The organism is Enterobacter cloacae complex sp. ECL411 (genome assembly GCF_021869665.1).
GTDB classification, from domain to species: Bacteria; Pseudomonadota; Gammaproteobacteria; order Enterobacterales; family Enterobacteriaceae; genus Enterobacter; species Enterobacter intestinihominis.
Window position 1 is genome coordinate 1,745,742 of record NZ_CP091486.1, and the last position, 18,169, is coordinate 1,763,910.

General features: G+C 56.3%; 15 protein-coding genes. 7 read left to right on the forward strand and 8 right to left on the reverse strand.

Annotation, left to right across the window (positions count from 1 at the left end; all coding sequences use genetic code 11):
- Positions 1–45: 45 nt before the first annotated feature.
- From L3069_RS08285 to L3069_RS08295, 3 genes are all read right to left on the reverse strand, one after another.
- Positions 46–1,011: a L,D-transpeptidase family protein gene (locus L3069_RS08285; protein WP_038415843.1), complete on the reverse strand. Its 966-nt coding sequence runs from the start codon at positions 1,009–1,011 to the stop codon at positions 46–48.
- A 144-nt stretch (positions 1,012–1,155) separates the two neighbouring features.
- Entirely contained in the window at positions 1,156–4,602 is a 3,447-nt protein-coding gene (gene mfd, locus L3069_RS08290) for a transcription-repair coupling factor (RefSeq protein WP_038415845.1), read from the reverse strand.
- Between the two features lie 145 nt (positions 4,603–4,747).
- Positions 4,748–5,821, reverse strand: coding sequence for an acyltransferase family protein (locus L3069_RS08295; RefSeq protein ID WP_038415846.1), 1,074 nt, complete (start codon positions 5,819–5,821; stop codon positions 4,748–4,750).
- A 256-nt stretch (positions 5,822–6,077) separates the two neighbouring features.
- Between L3069_RS08295 and lolC the strand changes: the two genes are divergently transcribed.
- From lolC to cobB, 5 genes are read left to right on the forward strand one after another with little or no spacing between them, the layout of a single operon-like run.
- Positions 6,078–7,277, forward strand: a complete 1,200-nt coding sequence (gene lolC / locus L3069_RS08300; protein ID WP_017384712.1) for a lipoprotein-releasing ABC transporter permease subunit LolC — start codon at positions 6,078–6,080, stop codon at positions 7,275–7,277.
- Positions 7,270–7,971 (forward strand): lipoprotein-releasing ABC transporter ATP-binding protein LolD, encoded by a 702-nt coding sequence (gene lolD / locus L3069_RS08305; protein ID WP_032624471.1) that lies wholly within the window; start codon positions 7,270–7,272, stop codon positions 7,969–7,971. Before lolC ends, lolD begins: the two co-directional genes overlap by 8 nt.
- Positions 7,971–9,215 carry a lipoprotein-releasing ABC transporter permease subunit LolE gene (gene lolE, locus L3069_RS08310; protein WP_038415848.1) on the forward strand — a complete coding sequence of 415 codons (1,245 nt, stop codon included), beginning with the start codon at positions 7,971–7,973 and terminating at the stop codon, positions 9,213–9,215. Before lolD ends, lolE begins: the two co-directional genes overlap by 1 nt.
- 54 nt (positions 9,216–9,269) lie before the next feature.
- Positions 9,270–10,181, forward strand: a complete 912-nt coding sequence (gene nagK / locus L3069_RS08315) for an N-acetylglucosamine kinase (protein WP_038415849.1) — start codon at positions 9,270–9,272, stop codon at positions 10,179–10,181.
- Positions 10,182–10,195: 14 nt separating this feature from the next.
- Positions 10,196–11,017 carry a Sir2 family NAD+-dependent deacetylase gene (gene cobB / locus L3069_RS08320; protein WP_022647760.1) on the forward strand — a complete coding sequence of 274 codons (822 nt, stop codon included), beginning with the start codon at positions 10,196–10,198 and terminating at the stop codon, positions 11,015–11,017.
- A 34-nt stretch (positions 11,018–11,051) separates the two neighbouring features.
- Here the strand turns inward: cobB and potD are convergent, their stop codons facing one another.
- From potD to potA, 4 genes are read right to left on the reverse strand one after another with little or no spacing between them, the layout of a single operon-like run.
- Complete coding sequence (gene potD / locus L3069_RS08325; protein WP_022647761.1) at positions 11,052–12,086, reverse strand: spermidine/putrescine ABC transporter substrate-binding protein PotD; 1,035 nt, start codon at positions 12,084–12,086, stop codon at positions 11,052–11,054.
- The gene (potC, locus tag L3069_RS08330; protein ID WP_015570805.1) at positions 12,083–12,874 is read right to left on the reverse strand and encodes a spermidine/putrescine ABC transporter permease PotC; all 792 of its coding nucleotides are present in this window, start codon (positions 12,872–12,874) and stop codon (positions 12,083–12,085) included. Before potC ends, potD begins: the two co-directional genes overlap by 4 nt.
- On the reverse strand, positions 12,871–13,728 hold the full coding sequence (gene potB, locus L3069_RS08335) for a spermidine/putrescine ABC transporter permease PotB (RefSeq protein WP_022647763.1): 858 nt from the start codon (positions 13,726–13,728) through the stop codon (positions 12,871–12,873). Before potB ends, potC begins: the two co-directional genes overlap by 4 nt.
- Complete coding sequence (gene potA / locus L3069_RS08340; protein ID WP_165771749.1) at positions 13,712–14,860, reverse strand: spermidine/putrescine ABC transporter ATP-binding protein PotA; 1,149 nt, start codon at positions 14,858–14,860, stop codon at positions 13,712–13,714. The genes potB and potA overlap by 17 nt, the downstream gene beginning before the upstream one ends.
- Positions 14,861–15,097: 237 nt before the next feature.
- Between potA and pepT the strand changes: the two genes are divergently transcribed.
- A complete protein-coding gene (gene pepT / locus L3069_RS08345; RefSeq protein ID WP_022647765.1) occupies positions 15,098–16,321 on the forward strand; it encodes a peptidase T in 1,224 nt (407 codons plus the stop codon).
- 97 nt (positions 16,322–16,418) lie between these two features.
- A complete protein-coding gene (locus tag L3069_RS08350; protein ID WP_038415854.1) occupies positions 16,419–16,910 on the forward strand; it encodes a transposase in 492 nt (163 codons plus the stop codon).
- A 92-nt stretch (positions 16,911–17,002) separates the two neighbouring features.
- On the opposite strand, the gene L3069_RS08355 is transcribed toward L3069_RS08350, so the two are convergent.
- Positions 17,003–18,124, reverse strand: coding sequence for a cupin domain-containing protein (locus tag L3069_RS08355; RefSeq protein ID WP_022647767.1), 1,122 nt, complete (start codon positions 18,122–18,124; stop codon positions 17,003–17,005).
- Between the last annotated feature and the right edge of the window lie 45 nt (positions 18,125–18,169).

Sequence of the window (18,169 nt, forward strand, 5' to 3'; positions counted from 1 at the left end):
AAAAAAACGCCCTGCTTATGCAGGGCGTTTGTCGTTATTACCGTTCTACATTGACTGCTGAGCAACCTCATGATGCCGCGTGACATCGGTTGGCATCCCCGAGCGCGCTTCCATCGCCCGCTCCATCACTGCGCCATCGGTGTTTGCATTCGTTTTAAAGCTCACCATCGAGGCATTCAGATTAATCGGCAGCGTCTGCGGATCGTCATTAATGTTTTTCGATAGCGGCTGGTGGATCTCAACCAGACGGACGCCACCCGGCTCTTCAGACACTTTAATCGGCGTATTGATGATATTCACTTTCGTGCCAGGGGCGATCACGCGGTAGAGCGTTTTGATGTCGTCATCGCGCAGGCGAATGCAGCCGGAGCTGACGCGCATCCCGATCCCAAAATCCGCATTCGTTCCGTGCAGAAGATAAACCCCACCGTAGGCCGCCAGGCGGATCGCGTGGTGCCCCATCGGGTTATCCGGGCCAGCAGGCACCACGGCAGGCAGGTCGATACCTTGAGCTTTATAACGGGCGCGAATGTTTGCCGTCGGGGTCCAGGTTGGATTAGCGCGCTTATCAGAGACGGTGGTGACCATGGTAGGGGTCAGCGTATCGCCCCCCAGTTGACCAATACCGATAGGGTAAACGGTCACTTCGTTCTTGCCCTGCGGGTAGTAATACAGACGCAGTTCGGCGAGGTTAATTACAATGCCCTGACGCGGCGCGTCCGGCAGGATGGTTTGCAGCGGAATCGTCAGTACGCTGCCCGCCCGGGGCACATAGGGATCTACGCCCGGGTTGGCCTGCAACAGTGCCAGGAACCCGACGTTATATTTTTTAGCAATCGCTTCCAGCGAACCGCCATCGTTTTCAACCACGTGAAAGCGGTTTTCACCTACGACGTTGCTGCCGGCGGGCGGAAGAGGCCAGGTATTGGCGCGAGCAGGGAGCGCGACGGCAACCGTCGCGGCCAGCGCAACCACAGTTAACCAGCGGGTAAAACGCGAAGAAATCATCATTATCATAATCCATGCAAATGATAAGGTTATTGTTTTATAAGGCGTTAATGATAATTATGGTGAATGTATGGTCGGGAAGATCGGGCGAAGTGCAAAGAGTTTGTAAATTGTCCCCCACCAGCCGGGCGCTGGCGGGGGAAACCGTTATGCGATGGCGTTCTCTTCCAACTGACGCATAAAGTTACGCACCCAGTCCATGCGGATTTTACGTTCCGTCAGATCCTGAGTAAATTTCAGACGCGTCGGGCCATCAAGACGGAAATGCTGCGGCTGTTTTTGCAGAAGGCCAATCAGCCACATCGGATCGACGTGGTTCTTCTCGGCAAACTCAATTACGCCGCCTTTCTCGTTGCCTTCAAGCTTACGAATGCCCAGCTTCTGCGCCTGCTGACGCAGGCGGGCAATATCCAGCAGGTTGCGCGCCGCATCGGGCAATATCCCAAAACGGTCAATCAGTTCGACTTTAATCTCTTCCAGCTCGCCTTCGCGTTTCGCGCTGGCAATGCGTTTGTAGAACGACAGACGGGTATTCACGTCAGGAATAAAATCATCCGGCAACAGGGAAGGCATGCGCAGTTCCACTTCGGTCTGCTGGCTGGTGAGATCTTCCAGAGACGGTTCACGTCCGGCTTTAAGCGCGTCGACGGCATTTTCCAGCAGCTCCATATACAGAGAAAAACCGATGGTTTCCATGGAGCCGCTCTGGTCTTCACCCAACAACTCACCGGCGCCGCGGATCTCCAGGTCGTGCGTCGCCAGCGCAAAACCAGCACCCAGATCTTCCAGCGAGGCGATAGCTTCCAGACGCTTTTGCGCGTCGGTGGTCATCGCCTTCGGATGCGGCGTCAGCAGCCACGCGTAGGCCTGATGGTGCGAACGCCCGACGCGCCCGCGCAGCTGATGCAGCTGGGCCAGGCCGAAGTGATCCGCGCGTTCGATGATGATGGTGTTCGCCGTCGGAATGTCGATCCCGGTCTCAATGATGGTGGTACATACCAGCACGTTGAAACGCTGATGGTGGAAGTCGTTCATCACCCGCTCCAGCTCGCGCTCGCGCATCTGGCCGTGACCAATGGCGATGCGCGCTTCCGGCACCAGCTCTGCCAGCCTGTCGGCGGCTTTCTGAATGTTTTCAACGTCGTTATACAGGTAATATACCTGGCCGCCGCGCAGCACTTCACGTAGGATCGCCTCGCGAACCACCAGATTGTCGTACTCGCGAACAAAGGTTTTCACCGCCAGACGGCGCGCCGGCGGGGTGGCAATAATCGACAGATCGCGCATGCCGCTCATCGCCATATTCAGGGTGCGCGGGATCGGCGTGGCGGTCAGGGTCAGAATGTCGACGTCGGCGCGCATCGCTTTGATGCGCTCTTTGTGGCGCACCCCAAAGCGGTGCTCTTCATCGACGATCAGCAGCCCCAGATCTTTCCACTTCACGTCGCTTTGCAGCAGCTTGTGGGTGCCGATCAGAATGTCAATTTTGCCTTCGCTTGCCTGTTCCAGGATTTGCGTCTGCTCTTTGGCGCTGCGGAAACGCGACAGCATCTCAATGCGTACCGGCCAGTTGGCGAAGCGGTCGCGGAAGTTGTCGAAGTGCTGCTGGGCGAGGAGGGTAGTCGGCACCAGCACCGCCACCTGCTTGTTGTTTTCCACCGCCAGGAAAGCGGCACGCATTGCTACCTCGGTTTTACCGAAGCCCACGTCGCCGCAGACTAAGCGATCCATCGCCAGCGGCTGGCACATGTCGCTCAGCACGGCATTTATGGCCTGAGCCTGATCCGGCGTAGTTTCAAACGGGAAGCTGTCGCAGAACAGCTGGTACTGCTCTTTATCATGCTTAAACGCATAACCCTCTTTGGCCGCACGCTGGGCGTAAATGTCCAGCAGCTCGGCGGCCACGTCGCGCACTTTTTCCGCCGCCTTCTGCCGCGCGCGTGACCAGGCGTCGCTGCCCAGCTTATGCAGCGGCGCGTTATCTTCCGCGCCACCGGCGTAGCGGCTGATAAGGTGCAGGGACGACACTGGCACGTACAGTTTGGCGTCGTTCGCGTAGGTCAGCATCAGGTATTCACCTTTGATGCCGCCTGCTTCGAGGGTGGTCATTCCCTGATAGCGACCCACACCGTGTTCCAGGTGAACGATCGGCTGACCGGGGTGCAGTTCGGCCAGGTTGCGGATCAGGGTGTCCGGGTTGATGGTGCGACGGCTGTCCTGACGACGGCGCGCCACGCGCTCGCCCAGCAGGTCGCTTTCACAAATCAAGGCCAGGTTATTGAGCGTATCAATAAATCCGTGCTCGGCGGAGCCGATCATCAGGTAACGACCATTTCCGGTCGCTTCGCTCAGGCGATGAATGCGCTTCGGCGCAACTTTGATCCGTCCTAGTAGTTCGCCCAGCGCTTCACGACGACCCTCACTCTCAACGGAGAACACCACTGGCCCGGTGAAGGAATCAAGAAACTTGCGCAGGTTATCGAGCGGGGATTTCTGCTGCGCCTGGACGGCCAGATCGGGCAGCGTCCGGAACGCGAGATTGGTGTTCGCCGCCTTATCGGCAAGCGAATCGGTTTTGAGCTGCATACGCGGCCAGCGTTTTAGCTCGGCGTTGAGCTCGTCGGTACGCAGCCACAGCATTTCCGGCGGCAGCAGCGGACGCATCGGGTCAACGCCCCGGTTTTCAAAGCGGGCGCGCGTTTCGCTTTCAAAGCGGCTGGCGCTGGCGTCGATATCCCCGGTGTTAACAATCAGCGTATTCGCCGGGAAGTAGCTGAACAGCGCCGGCAGCGGTTCGTTAAAGAACAGGGGCTGCCAGTACTCGATCCCGGCCGGAAGGGTGCCTTTGCTGACCTGCTGGTAGATATGTTCGGCATCACGTTTCACGTCGAACCTGTCGCGCCACTGGCTGCGGAACAGTTCGATGGCGGTTTTATCCGTCGGGAACTCATGGGCGGGCAGCAGATTAATGGAGTCCACTTCCTCCAGCGTGCGCTGGGTGTCGGCGTCGAACACGCGCAGGCTGTCGATCTCATCATCGAAGAAATCCAGACGATACGGCTGGTCGCTGCCCATCGGATAGAGATCCAGCAGCGCACCGCGCGTCGCGTATTCGCCGTGCTCCATCACCTGATCGACATGGCGGTAACCGGCTCCGTCAAGCTGCACGCGCAGGGCATCGCGCGACAGGCGCTGGCCTTTTTTCATCACCAGCGCATGGCCGTGCAAATAGCTGTGCGGACAGACGCGCTGCATCAGTGTATTCACCGGCACAATCAGCACGCCGCGCTGCATGGTGGGGAGCTGATACAGCGTCGACAGGCGTGAGGAGATGATCTCCTGGTGCGGAGAGAAACTGTCGTAGGGAAGCGTTTCCCAGTCGGCCAGGCTGAATACCAGACTTTCGGTGAACTGACGAATTTCGTCGTGCAGGCGCAGGGCGTTTTGCATGTCCGGGGCAACCAGCACCACCGGCCCCGGATGGCGCTCGGCAATTTCCGCCACCAGCGTGGCGCAGGCCGCGCCTGTCAGTTCGCCCAGCTGGCGTTGGTCACCTGCTTTTACAGGCAAGGAAAAACGATAGTGTTCAGGCATGGCTATGTCAGGGTCTCTTGGGGATATACCAACAGTATTGGGGCATATCACTGATACGCAATGTCTTTATTATCCTCGATCGTTATGCATAAGCAAATCGTAACCGCACAAGAGGAAAAGTGCCCCCGGATGGGGGCAGGGTAGGTTAGCGGCTGGCGAGCTGTGGCGTAAGCCGTGCGGGAGGGGAGAAGAAAAGGTCGCCAAAGAGGGCGGTCGAGAGCTTACGTGCGCCCAGTCCAACCAGCGTGCAGACGAGCAGGCTGACGAACGGATAGACCAGAATCAGCGTTAACTCCGCCCAGATCGGCCAGTACGCCGCATTCATTTCGCGAATCAGGAGCAGGCTAAACGCCTCAATTAAAATGCGGTGGGTGGTATAAATCGCGATGGTGTTTGAACCGATGACGTTCAGCAGATTATTGGGATGAACGGCATAACGCTGCTCGAAGCTGTAAAAGAGCTTCATGATGACCACGATCGACAGCAGTGATAGCGGCAGAGGAACATTAGCGAACCACAGCACAACCGACACCGCGCCAGAGGCGATAAGTACCAGCCAGCTGCGGCGCAAATTCATCCCTTTCATCCACGTCATCAACTGCGCGCCGTACCATGCGCCGAGGCTGTAGTAGATCATGTTGCGCACCACGCTGTTCATTCCCCACCATGGTAAAGGCAGGAGGTTAATGGCGATGCTTGCCAGCGCCAGAAGCCCCAGCATCGGCAGTTTCCAGCGGCTCAGCAGTTTACAGAGCGTGAAGTAGACTACTAAGGCGTACAAGTACCACAGGCTGGTGCTGGCCGTGAGCATTCCCAGTACAAACCCTGAAACGGAATCGGCGTAGGCCGCATTGGATGCTGTCGCCAGTTCACGCTCGGGGGCGAGCCAGGCATTCAGATGGGTCAGCGCCTGCCATTGCAGGACGCCCCACAGGGCCAGCACCCAGACAATGCTCCAGATCCGCTTGTCGAGACTGGTGCGCCAGTTCACCTCGTCAATATATCGACGAATCAAATAGCCGGAGATGAAGAAAAACACCGGCATACGGAACGGTGCGAGGTAAAGATTAAAGTAGACCCAGCATTTGGCGAGCAGGCCCGACAACGGATGCTGTAGCCCGTCCAGGTGAGGATAAAAGGTGATCACCGAGTGGTAAATCACCACCAGGCAGATGCACAGCCCTTTTATCTGGTTAATCCATAATGCTTTTTGTTTCATTGTGCGTGACGACCTTGTTGCCATAAACGAAAGGTCGATTGTTGTAAAATGAAACCCCGATGTAACGGGTAACAGTCTGTATCAGGACGATTTTCGGAAAAGGTGGAGGCTGTATGGCGGAAGTTCAGTCAGTAGCATGATGATTTATCTGAATTTTTCGGAAAAATGATTACCGAATCTTACGGTTTCAGTCATTTACGCTTAGCGGATTCGCTTATATACTCGTGGGTCTGCTATCAGCAAACAGACGGATTTCATGTATCAACCTGTCGCACTCTTCATAGGCTTACGTTACATGCGTGGGCGCGCCGCGGACCGCTTCGGTCGCTTTGTCTCCTGGCTTTCAACTATTGGCATTACGCTTGGCGTGATGGCTCTGGTGACGGTGCTTTCCGTCATGAACGGCTTCGAGCGCGAGCTGCAAAACAATATCCTGGGGCTGATGCCGCAGGCCGTTCTCTCTTCCACTCAGGGCTCCGTTAACCCGCAACAGCTGCCGGAAAGCGCGGTGAAGTTACAGGGTGTCACGCGCGTTGCGCCCCTCACGACGGGCGATGTGGTGCTGCAAAGCGCCCGCAGCGTGGCGGTCGGGGTGATGCTGGGTATCGATCCGGCGCAAAAAGATCCGCTGACGCCGTTCCTGGTCAACGTAAAACAAACCGACCTGGAAGCGGGTAAATACAACGTCATCCTCGGCGAGCAGCTTGCCGGGCAGCTCGGGGTCAACCGTGGCGATCAACTGCGCGTGATGGTGCCCTCAGCCAGTCAGTTTACGCCGATGGGGCGTCTGCCAAGCCAGCGCCTGTTCAACGTGATTGGCACGTTTGCGGCGAACAGCGAAGTCGATGGTTACCAGATGCTGGTTAACATTCAGGACGCCTCGCGTCTGATGCGCTACCCGGCGGGAAATATCACCGGCTGGCGTCTGTGGCTTGATGCGCCGCTGAAGGTGGATACCCTTAGCCAGCAGACGCTACCGGAAGGAACGAAATGGCAGGACTGGCGCGACCGCAAAGGCGAACTGTTCCAGGCCGTGCGCATGGAGAAAAACATGATGGGGCTGCTGCTGAGCCTGATCGTGGCCGTTGCCGCGTTTAATATCATCACCTCGCTCGGGCTGATGGTGATGGAGAAGCAAGGCGAAGTCGCCATTCTGCAAACCCAGGGGCTGACGCCGCGCCAGATCATGGCTGTATTTATGGTGCAGGGCGCCAGCGCTGGCATCATCGGCGCGCTGCTCGGCGCGGCGCTGGGTGCGCTGCTCGCCAGCCAGCTCAACAATCTCATGCCGATTATCGGCGCGCTGCTTGATGGTGCGGCGCTGCCGGTGGCTATCGAGCCGCTCCAGGTGGTCGGTATTGCGCTGGCCGCGATGGCTATTGCGCTGCTCTCTACGCTTTATCCTTCCTGGCGGGCTGCCGCCACTCAACCCGCTGAGGCTTTACGTTATGAATAAGATCCTGTTGCAGTGCGACAACCTGTCCAAACGCTATCAGGAAGGCGCTGTGCAGACCGACGTGCTGCACAATGTCAGCTTTAGCGTGGGTGAAGGCGAGATGATGGCGATTGTTGGCAGCTCCGGCTCCGGCAAAAGTACGCTGCTGCACCTGCTGGGCGGGCTGGACACGCCAACCGAAGGCGATGTGATCTTTTCCGGGCAGCCGCTGAGTAAAATGTCGTCTACGGCGAAAGCCGAACTGCGTAACCGTGAGCTGGGTTTTATCTATCAGTTCCACCACCTGCTGCCGGACTTTACGGCGCTGGAAAACGTGGCGATGCCGCTGCTGATTGGTAAAAAGAAACCCGCAGAAATCAATGCCCGCGCCAGCGACATGCTAAACGCGGTAGGGCTGGGTCATCGCGGGAATCATCGTCCGTCTGAGCTTTCCGGCGGCGAGCGTCAGCGTGTGGCCATCGCCCGTGCGCTGGTCAACAACCCGCGCCTGGTGCTGGCGGATGAGCCGACAGGTAACCTCGATGCGCGTAACGCAGACAGCATTTTCCAGCTTCTCGGCGAACTGAACGCCGCGCAGGGAACCGCGTTTCTGGTGGTCACGCACGATTTGCAGCTGGCTAAGCGGATGGGCCGTCAGCTGGAAATGCGCGACGGTCGTCTGAATGCAGAACTGACGCTGATGGGAGCGGAGTAATGGCTTCACCGTTATCGTTACTCATTGGGTTACGCTTTAGCCGCGGTCGTCGCCGGAGCGGGATGGTTTCCCTTATCTCCGTGATCTCCACCATCGGTATCGCCCTGGGCGTGGCGGTTCTAATCGTGGGCTTAAGCGCCATGAATGGCTTTGAGCGCGAACTGAATAACCGCATTCTGGCCGTTGTACCCCACGGTGAAATCGAGCCGGTTAACCAGCCGTGGTCCAACTGGCGTGATGCCCTGAACAAAGTGGAAAAGGTACCCGGCATTGCGGCGGCTGCACCTTACATCAACTTTACCGGGCTGGTAGAGAGCGGGGTAAACCTGCGCGCCATTCAGGTGAAAGGGGTGAACCCACGTCAGGAGGAGCGTCTGAGCGCGCTGCCTCGCTATGTGCAAAATGGTGCATGGGCAAACTTTAAGGCTGGCGAACAGCAGATCATCATGGGCAAAGGCGTTGCCGATGCACTGAAGGTGAAGCAGGGCGACTGGGTCTCGATCATGATCCCGAACGCCAGCGCTGATCACAAATTGCAGCAACCTAAGCGCGTGCGTCTGCACGTCACCGGTATTTTGCAGCTGAGCGGCCAGCTCGATCACAGCTTCGCGATGGTGCCGCTGGAAGATGCGCGCCAGTATCTGGATATGAGCGACAGCGTGACGGGCATTGCCATTAAGGTTAACGACGTTTTCAACGCCAATACACTGGTGCGTGACGCTGGCAGCGTGACCAATAACTATGTCTACATCAAAAGCTGGATCGGCACTTACGGGTATATGTACCGTGATATCCAGATGATCCGCGCGATTATGTATCTGGCGATGGTGCTGGTGATTGGCGTGGCGTGCTTTAATATCGTCTCTACGCTGGTCATGGCCGTTAAGGACAAGAGCGGCGACATTGCCGTGCTGCGTACCTTAGGGGCGAAAGACGGTCTTATTCGCGCCATCTTCGTCTGGTACGGTTTGCTGGCGGGGCTGTTTGGTAGCCTCTGCGGCGTGGTCATCGGCGTGGTGGTGTCTCTTCAGCTGACGCCGATTATCAACGGGATTGAGGCGCTTATCGGCCATCAATTCCTGTCAGGCGATATCTATTTTATTGACTTCCTGCCGTCTGAACTGCACTGGCTGGACGTCATTTATGTGCTGGTTACAGCACTTTTACTGAGTCTGCTGGCAAGCTGGTATCCGGCGCGTCGCGCAAGCCGAATTGATCCGGCGAGGGTATTAAGTGGCCAGTAATTTCGTCATGGTTTAGCGGTCTTTTGGCCGCTGAATCAAACAGAGGAATGCATCATGTATTACGGATTTGATATTGGCGGCACCAAGATTGCGCTCGGCGTGTTCGATAAAGACCTTAAGCTACAATGGGAAACCCGCGTGCCTACGCCGCGCGATAGCTACGATGAATTTTTAACCGCCATTGCCGCGCTGGTGGCGCAGGCGGATGAACGCTTTGGCGTAAAAGGCAGCATCGGCATTGGTATACCGGGTATGCCCGAAACCGACGACGGCACGCTGTATGCCGCCAACGTTCCTGCTGCCAGCGGCAAACCCCTGCGTGCCGATCTTTCTGCTCTCCTTGAGCGCGACGTGCGCTTAGACAACGATGCCAATTGTTTTGCTCTCTCAGAGGCCTGGGACGACGAGTTTCGTCGCTATCCGTTGGTGATGGGGCTGATCCTCGGAACGGGCGTCGGTGGCGGGATTGTCATTAACGGTAAGCCCATAACCGGGCGCAGCTACATTACCGGAGAATTTGGTCATATCCGTCTGCCGGTGGATGCGCTGGACGTCGTTGGTCGTGATTTCCCGCTTACCCGCTGCGGCTGTGGTCAGCACGGCTGCATTGAGAGTTACCTTTCAGGGCGCGGGTTTGCATGGCTTTATGAACACTTCTATCATCAGAAACTTGAGGCCCCTCAAATCATTACGCTGTGGGAGCAGGGAGACGCGCAGGCGCGTGAGCACGTTGAGCGCTATCTTGATTTGCTGGCGGTGTGTCTGGGGAATATCCTGACCATCGTCGACCCGGATCTGCTGGTGATCGGGGGAGGGCTGTCAAATTTCACTGCGATTACGGAACAGCTGTCCGGGCGTTTGCCCCGACATTTATTGCCGGTCGCCCGCGTGCCGCGCATTGAGCGTGCGCGACACGGGGACGCAGGAGGCATGCGCGGAGCCGCATTCCTTCATCTCACCGATTAGTTTACGAGGTTACTATGCTGTCGCGTCGCCAGGGTCGACTCAGCCGTTTTCGCAAAAATAAACGCCGCTTACGTGAACGCCTGCGTCAGCGGATCTTTTTCAGAGACAGGATGATGCCAGAAGCGATGGATAAACCCAGAGTGGTGGTGTTGACCGGGGCGGGGATCTCCGCCGAATCCGGTATTCAGACCTTCCGCGCGGCGGACGGGCTGTGGGAAGAACACCGAGTAGAAGATGTGGCGACGCCGGAAGGTTTCGCCCGCGATCCGGCGCTGGTTCAGGCGTTTTACAACGCCCGTCGTCGCCAGCTTCAGCAGCCGGAGATTGCGCCAAACGCGGCGCACCTGGCGCTGGCAAAGCTGGAGGAGGCGCTGGGGGATCGTTTTCTGCTGGTGACGCAAAACATCGACAATCTTCACGAAAGAGCCGGAAACCACAACATCATTCACATGCACGGCGAACTGCTCAAGGTGCGGTGCGCATGGAGTGGGCAGGTGCTGGAGTGGAAAGAGGACGTGCTGGACGAAGACCGCTGCCACTGCTGTCAGTTCCCTTCGCGTCTGCGTCCCCATGTGGTCTGGTTTGGCGAAATGCCGCTGGGAATGGATGAGATCTACAGCGCCCTGGCCATGGCGGACGTCTTTATCGCCATTGGTACCTCAGGGCATGTCTATCCGGCGGCGGGGTTTGTTCACGAAGCGCGACTGCAAGGTGCCCATACGGTGGAGCTTAATCTGGAGCCAAGCCAGGTCGGGAGTGAGTTTGAAGAGAAGCATTACGGTCTGGCCAGCGAGGTGGTGCCAGCCTTTGTGGATAAACTCCTGAAGGGGCTGTAAGGGTAACGGGCGACCTTGCGTCGCCCGTTGTGCATTAACGGCCTGCTTTTAGCTTCTGATAATACTCTTCATACAGGCGGCTCGCGTCACCGACGTCGTTCTGCCATTCCCCTTTGCTGATGGTTTCAGCGTCCGGATAAAGCGATTTATCATTCGCCACTTCAGGACTTAACAGCTTCCGCGCAGCCAGGTTTGGTGTCGGGTAACCAATAGTTTCCGCCACCTGTTTTGCCACATCCGGGCGCAGCAGGAAGTTAATCAGCTTCAGGGCGCCATCGACGTTTTTCGCATTAGCCGGGATCGCGAGGCTGTCCATCCAGAAGATGCCGCCCTCTTTCGGCCAGACCACCTCCAGCGGCGTACCGGCCTGACGCGCCACAAACGCAGAGCCGTTCCAGACCATCCCCAGATTCACTTCACCTTCCATATACGGGTTAGCCGGGTTATCCGAGTTGAACGCCGCCACGTTTGGCATCAGCTTTTTCAGTTCGTTATACGCCGCTTCGATCTCTTTCGGATCGGTGGTGTTGCCGGAGTAGCCGAGTTTACGCAGCGCAATCTGGAACACTTCGCGCGCATCATCGGTTAACAGCAGGCTGCTTTTGTATTCCGGCTTCCAAAGATCAGCCCAGGATGAAACCGTTTTTGGATCAACGGCATCGCTGTTGACGCCAATTGCCGTCGCGCCCCAGATGTACGGAATCGAATAATCGTTGTTCGGGTCGAATGGCTTGTTTAGCATCTCAGGATCGAGGTTTGAAAAATTGGTTAGCTTCGTTTTATCGATCTTCTGGATCATGCCTTCTTTGCGCATCTTGTCGACGAAATAGGTCGACGGCACCACCAGGTCATACGCGCCATCTTTATAGGTTTTGAGCTTGGCGTACATGGTTTCATTCGACTCGTAGGTCGAATAGATCACCTTGATGCCCGTCTCTTTGGTGAACTGCTCCAGCAGGCCCGGCGGCACATACTCGGTCCAGTTGTAGAAATAGAGCGTTTTGCTGTCATCAGCATGCGCGGCACCCATTCCGAGCACCAGTGCCGCAGCGGCAAGCATTTTTTTCATTTCTGTGTCCCCTGAGATTTTGTTTTATCACGAGCAATAACCTGGCTGGCAATCACCAGAACCAGCGATAACACCAACAGAATAGTCGCCAGCGCGTTCACTTCGGGTGAAACACCGACTTTCACCATTGAGTAGATCTTCAACGGCAGAATTTCGTAGCTCGGCCCGGTGACGAAGGAGGACACGACCACGTCGTCCATCGACAGGGTAAAGCTGAGCAGCCATCCGGCTGCCACGGCAGGCATCGCCAGCGGCAGGATGATTTTGCGAAGAATGGTCATCTCGCTGGCTCCCAGATCCTTCGCCGCTTCCAGCATGCGTACATCGAATCCTTTCAGTCGCGCGTAGACGGTTACCACCACAAACGGCAGGCAGAAGGTGATATGCGAAAACAGCAGCGACCAGAAACCGAGCTGGACGCCCAGCAGCATAAACAGCACCAGCAGTGAAATGGCCATCACGATGTCCGGGGACATCATCACCACAAACAGCATACCGCTGACGAACGGCTTACCGCGAAAACGGTAGCGGTACAGCGCCACGGCGGTCAGCGAGCCAATCAGCGTCGCGAAGGTGGCAGAGAATACCGCCATCGTCAGCGAGTGCTGAGCGGCCTGTAGCAGGCTGTCATTGTTCATCAGCAGGCCATACCATTTGGTGGTAAACCCTTGCCAGTTGATCCCGAAGCGTGAACTGTTAAAGGAGTTCACGATCAAAATGATTATCGGAATATAAAGATACGCATAAATGGCGGTCATAAAACCGCCGCGAAGCAGTCGACCGATCATTCCAGCTCCACCTTCTTATTCAGCAGGCGTGAGGCACGCCAGTAAACCAGCAGCATCAGCCCCATTACCACCGTCAGCGTAATGCTGGTGGCCGAGCCGAACGGCCAGTCGCGGATGTTCAGGAACTGGCTCTTGATCACGTTGCCGATCAGCAGGTTTTTCGCCCCGCCCATCAGGTCCGACACGTAGAACAGGCCCATCGCAGGCAACATGACCAGCAGACATCCGGCAATAATGCCCGGCATGGTCAGCGGGATAATGATGCGGATAAAGGTTTGCAGCTTGCTGGCCCCCAGGTCTCTCGCGGCTTCCAGAAGTGGTTTATCAAGCTTTTCAATGCTTGAGTAAAGCGGCATCACCATAAACGGCAGCAGGATATAGACCAGGCCGACGATCACCGCGCTCGGAGTGAACATAATGCGGATCGGCGTATCAATAACCCCAAGCCACAGCAGAAACTCGTTCAGATAACCTTTGGTGCTGAGGAAGATTTTCAGCCCGTAGATGCGGATTAACGAGTTGGTCCAGAATGGCACAATCAGTAAAAACAGCAGCAGCGGACGCACTTTTTGCGGCAGGCGAGCCAGGAACCACGCGAACGGATACCCCAGCACCAGACAGGCAACGGTGGCAATCAGCGCCATATTGAGCGAGTGCAGCAGCACGTCAAAGTAGAGCGGATCGAGCAGGCGTGCGTAGTTGTCCAGCGTAAAGACCATCGCGACGAAGTTCGCGTCGTCGCGGGTTAGGAAGCTGGTTACAATGATCATCAGGTTGGGAAGAAAGACAAACAACACAAGCCAACCGACGATCGTGGCAATCACCACATTCTGGAACTTACTTGTGTTCTTCATCAGCCAGTACAACCTCCCAGCTTTCTACCCAGTTGATGACCATCTTCTGATCCAGCGAGTGGTCGAAGTCCGGATCGTCCTCGTTGAAGAACTCACTAACCATCACCATTTTGCCGTTTTCCAGTTCCACAACGGATTCGAGGGTCATCCCTTTGTAGTTGCGTTCGCGAACGTAACCGATCAGACCTTCGGCGTCAGCCGTGTCGTGGATCTCATCGACGCGAAGATCTTCCGGGCGCAGCAGAACGTTGAGCCTTTGTCCCTTTTCCACGGCAAAGTTCACCGTGATGTTGCATTCGCGGCCTTCCACGTTGGCGCGCACGCGCTGCTCGTCCAGACGCTCAATCACCGTGGCGTTGAAAATATTGATTTCGCCAATGAAGCTGGCGACGAACAGGTTTTTCGGCTCCTCGTAAATTTCACGCGGTGTGCCGTCCTGCTCAATCTTGCCCTCACGCATCACCACGATACGGTCTGACATAGTCAGGGCTTCTTCCTGATCGTGAGTGACAAACACGAACGTGATGCCGAGCTTACGCTGAAGCGCTTTCAGCTCGTTCTGCATCTGCTTGCGCAGCTTGTAGTCCAGCGCGGAGAGGGATTCATCCAGCAGGAGCAGGCGTGGTTTGTTGACCACGGCGCGGGCAATGGCCACACGCTGCTGCTGACCACCAGAAAGTTGATGCGGCTTGCGCTGGGCGAATGTCTCCAGCTGCACCATGCGCAGGGCTTCGGTAACGCGCGGCGGGATCTCGCTGGCGGGTGTTTTTTGCATCCGCAGGCCAAACGCCACGTTCTCAAACACGGTCATGTGCGGGAACAGGGCATAGCTCTGAAAGACGGTATTGACGTGGCGATCTTCGGCAGGGACCTGGGTAATGTCCTGGTTCTCAAGATGGATATGGCCGTTATCGACGCTTTCCAGCCCGGCAATAAGGCGCAGGACGGTGGTTTTGCCGCAGCCGGAGGGGCCAAGCAGCGTGAGAAACTCACCGTCATTGATGGTCAGATTAAGATCGGAAATGACATCTTTGCCATCGAAACTTTTACGAATTCGTTCCAGTTGCACCAGCGGTGAAAGGGAACGGGGTTGTGTATTCAATTTTCGCGCTGTCCCATATAGACGCCTCAGGCAGCAGACTGAAGCGGGGTTTGTGTGTAACCACCTTGGTGACTCGTAATGAGGGCGGACATTCTACGGCAAACCCATTGAATCGCCAATCCTTCTCACTTATTCATAAGCTACATTTATTAACGCAGAACGATATAAACGTAAAAAGTTCTCGTTTGCGGGATAAAAGTGACCTGACGCAATATTTGCGTTTTGCTGCTTAATGATAATGTTGTCACAAAAAGTGAGGGTGACTGCATGGATAAACTACTTGAGCGTTTCTTACATTACGTTTCGCTGGATACCCAATCTAAGCCGGGGGTCCGACAGGTGCCAAGCACCGAAGGCCAGTGGAAGCTGCTAAATCTGCTGAAAGAGCAGCTGGAGGCCATGGGGCTGGTTGATGTCACGCTCAGTGAAAAAGGGACCGTGATGGGAACGCTGCCGGCCAACGTTGAGGGAGATATCCCGGCGATTGGCTTTATTTCTCATGTCGATACCTCACCTGATTTTAGCGGTAAACACGTTAATCCGCAGATTGTTGAAAACTACCGCGGCGGAGATATTGCGCTGGGCATTGGCGACGAAGTGCTGTCGCCGGTGATGTTCCCTGTACTGCATCAGCTGCTGGGGCAGACGTTAATCACCACCGACGGCAAAACCTTGCTGGGGGCCGATGACAAAGCGGGTATCGCCGAGATCATGACGGCGCTGGCGGTGCTGAAGGGCAAAAATATCCCACATGGCGATATCCGCGTGGCCTTCACGCCGGATGAAGAGGTAGGAAAAGGCGCGAAACATTTTGACGTCGAGGCGTTTAACGCTCAGTGGGCCTACACCGTCGACGGTGGCGGCGTGGGTGAACTTGAGTATGAAAACTTTAACGCGGCATCGGTGACGATCAAAATCGTCGGGAATAACGTGCACCCGGGCTCTGCGAAAGGGGTGATGGTGAATGCGCTGTCGCTGGCTGCGCGTATTCATGCGGAAGTTCCTGCCGAAGAGAGCCCGGAGATGACGGAAGGGTATGAGGGTTTTTATCATCTGACCAACATCAAGGGGAACGTGGACAGCGCGCAGATGCACTATATCGTCCGCGATTTTGACCGCAAAGCCTTTGAAGCGCGCAAGCGTAAGATGATGGAGATCGCGAAAAAGGTCGGCAAGGGGCTGCATCCGGATTGCTATATTGAGCTCATCATCGAAGACAGCTATTACAATATGCGCGAGAAGGTGATGGAGCATCCGCACATTCTTGATATCGCCCAGCAGGCGATGCGCGATTGTGATATCGAGCCGGTGATGAAACCGATCCGTGGTGGAACCGATGGTTCGCAGCTGTCATTTATGGGCCTGCCGTGCCCGAACCTGTTTACCGGTGGATATAACTACCACGGCAAGCATGAGTTCGTGACGCTGGAAGGGATGGAAAAAGCGGTGCAGGTGATTGTGCGGATAGCAGAGTTAACCGCGAAGCGGTAATGTTTCATGCCGGGTGGCGGCTACGCCTTACCCGGCCTACATTTCGATCGTAGGCCCGGTAAGCGAAGCGCCACCGGGCAATGGGCAAGGAGTGCCAATGTCAAACTACCGCCGCCACTACATCCCCGGTGGGACCTGGTTTTTCACCGTCAATCTGCAAAACCGCCAGAGCGATTTACTTACCCGCCACATCGACAGCCTGCGTTCCGCTACCGCCACGGTTAAGCATGCGAAGCCCTTCACCATTAACGCCTGGGTTATCCTGCCTGAACATATGCACTGTATCTGGACCTTACCGGAAGGGGACAGTGACTTTTCGTCGCGCTGGCGCGACATTAAAAAAATGTTTAGCCGCAACATTGAGATGCACCACGTCTGGCAGCCGCGTTTCTGGGAACACACTATTCGCAATGAACAGGATTATCGGCGGCATATGGATTACGTCTACATCAATCCGCTGAAGCATGGCTATGTCGGGAAAGTCGTCGACTGGCCCTATTCATCGTTTCATCGGGACGTGCGGGAGGGGTTATATCCGGCAGACTGGGCGGGTGAGATTGAGGATTTTGCGGCGGGGGAGCGGAAGTAAAAAAAGCCCGGTGGCGCATCGCTTACCGGGCCTACGGGAACGGCTTTTGTAGGCCGGGTAAGGCGTAGCCGCCACCCGGCAAACATCATGACTCAGTCCTCAAAAAACCAGTACCCGCTGTTCACCAGCGCGGCCAGCATGGCGAGGAAGGAGGGATCGTCCAGCGCGTCGCCAAAGGTATCCGCAGACAGCACCATATGGCTGGCAATCGCTTCCAGTGCCGGACGGTGTGGAGAGTCCAGGCGCTCGCCGTTGACGAATACCTCTTCGCCAATGCGCAATACGCGTAATCCGCCCAGACGAACCAGCTTATCGCCCTGCTGGAGGGCATCATAAATTTCATCTGCCTGATACGGCGGCTCTGGCGGTGCGACGTCCAGTTCGTGACGCGACTGGCTGATAAACTCGCCAAACCACTGTCTGAAGTGCTCCGGTTCGTTGATCAGATCCAGCATCATACCGCGCAGCTTATCCAGCTCCTCTGGCAGAATATCGGCCGGGTGCTCACGCGCCGGAACATCCGGATCGCTGTAACGATGGCTGCCCAGCTCGCGCTGTAAAACATAGTCAGCGAATCCGCTGATCATCTCGCGGCCGCTTGGCGCGCGGAAACCAACCGAATAGTTTAGCGAGTTTTCCAGGGAATAACCTTCATGCGGGAAGCCTGGCGGGATATACAGAATGTCGCCTGGCTCCAGCTCTTCATCAATGATCCCTTCAAACGGATCAACCTGAAGCAGATCCGGGTGCGGGCAGTGCTGCTTCATTGGCACTTTTTCGCCCACTCGCCAGCGACGGCGACCGGTACCCTGAATAATAAACACGTCGTACTGATCAAGATGCGGACCCACGCCGCCACCGGGAACAGAGAAGGAGATCATCAGATCGTCCATTCGCCAGTCTGGGAGGGCGCGGAAGGGACGCATCAAGGCTGCGGTGGGTTCGTGCCAGTTGTTGACCGCCTGCACCAGTAAAGACCAGTTGCTTTCGCCCAGGTGATCGTAGCTTTCAAAGGGACCGTGGCTGACCTGCCATTTCCCGTCCTGATGGCTCACCAGACGGCTGTCTACCTCGTTTTCCATCGCCAGACCAGCGAGTTCGTCAGGAGAAATAGGGTCGATAAAATTGCTGATCCCGCGTTTAAGAACGACCGGGCGTTTTTGCCAGTAACGTTCAATAAATTCGGGCCAGTTAAGCGTTAATTGATAATCCATATTTTTGTATTCCGCAGGCTCTTACTGAGACGGATTATAACGGAA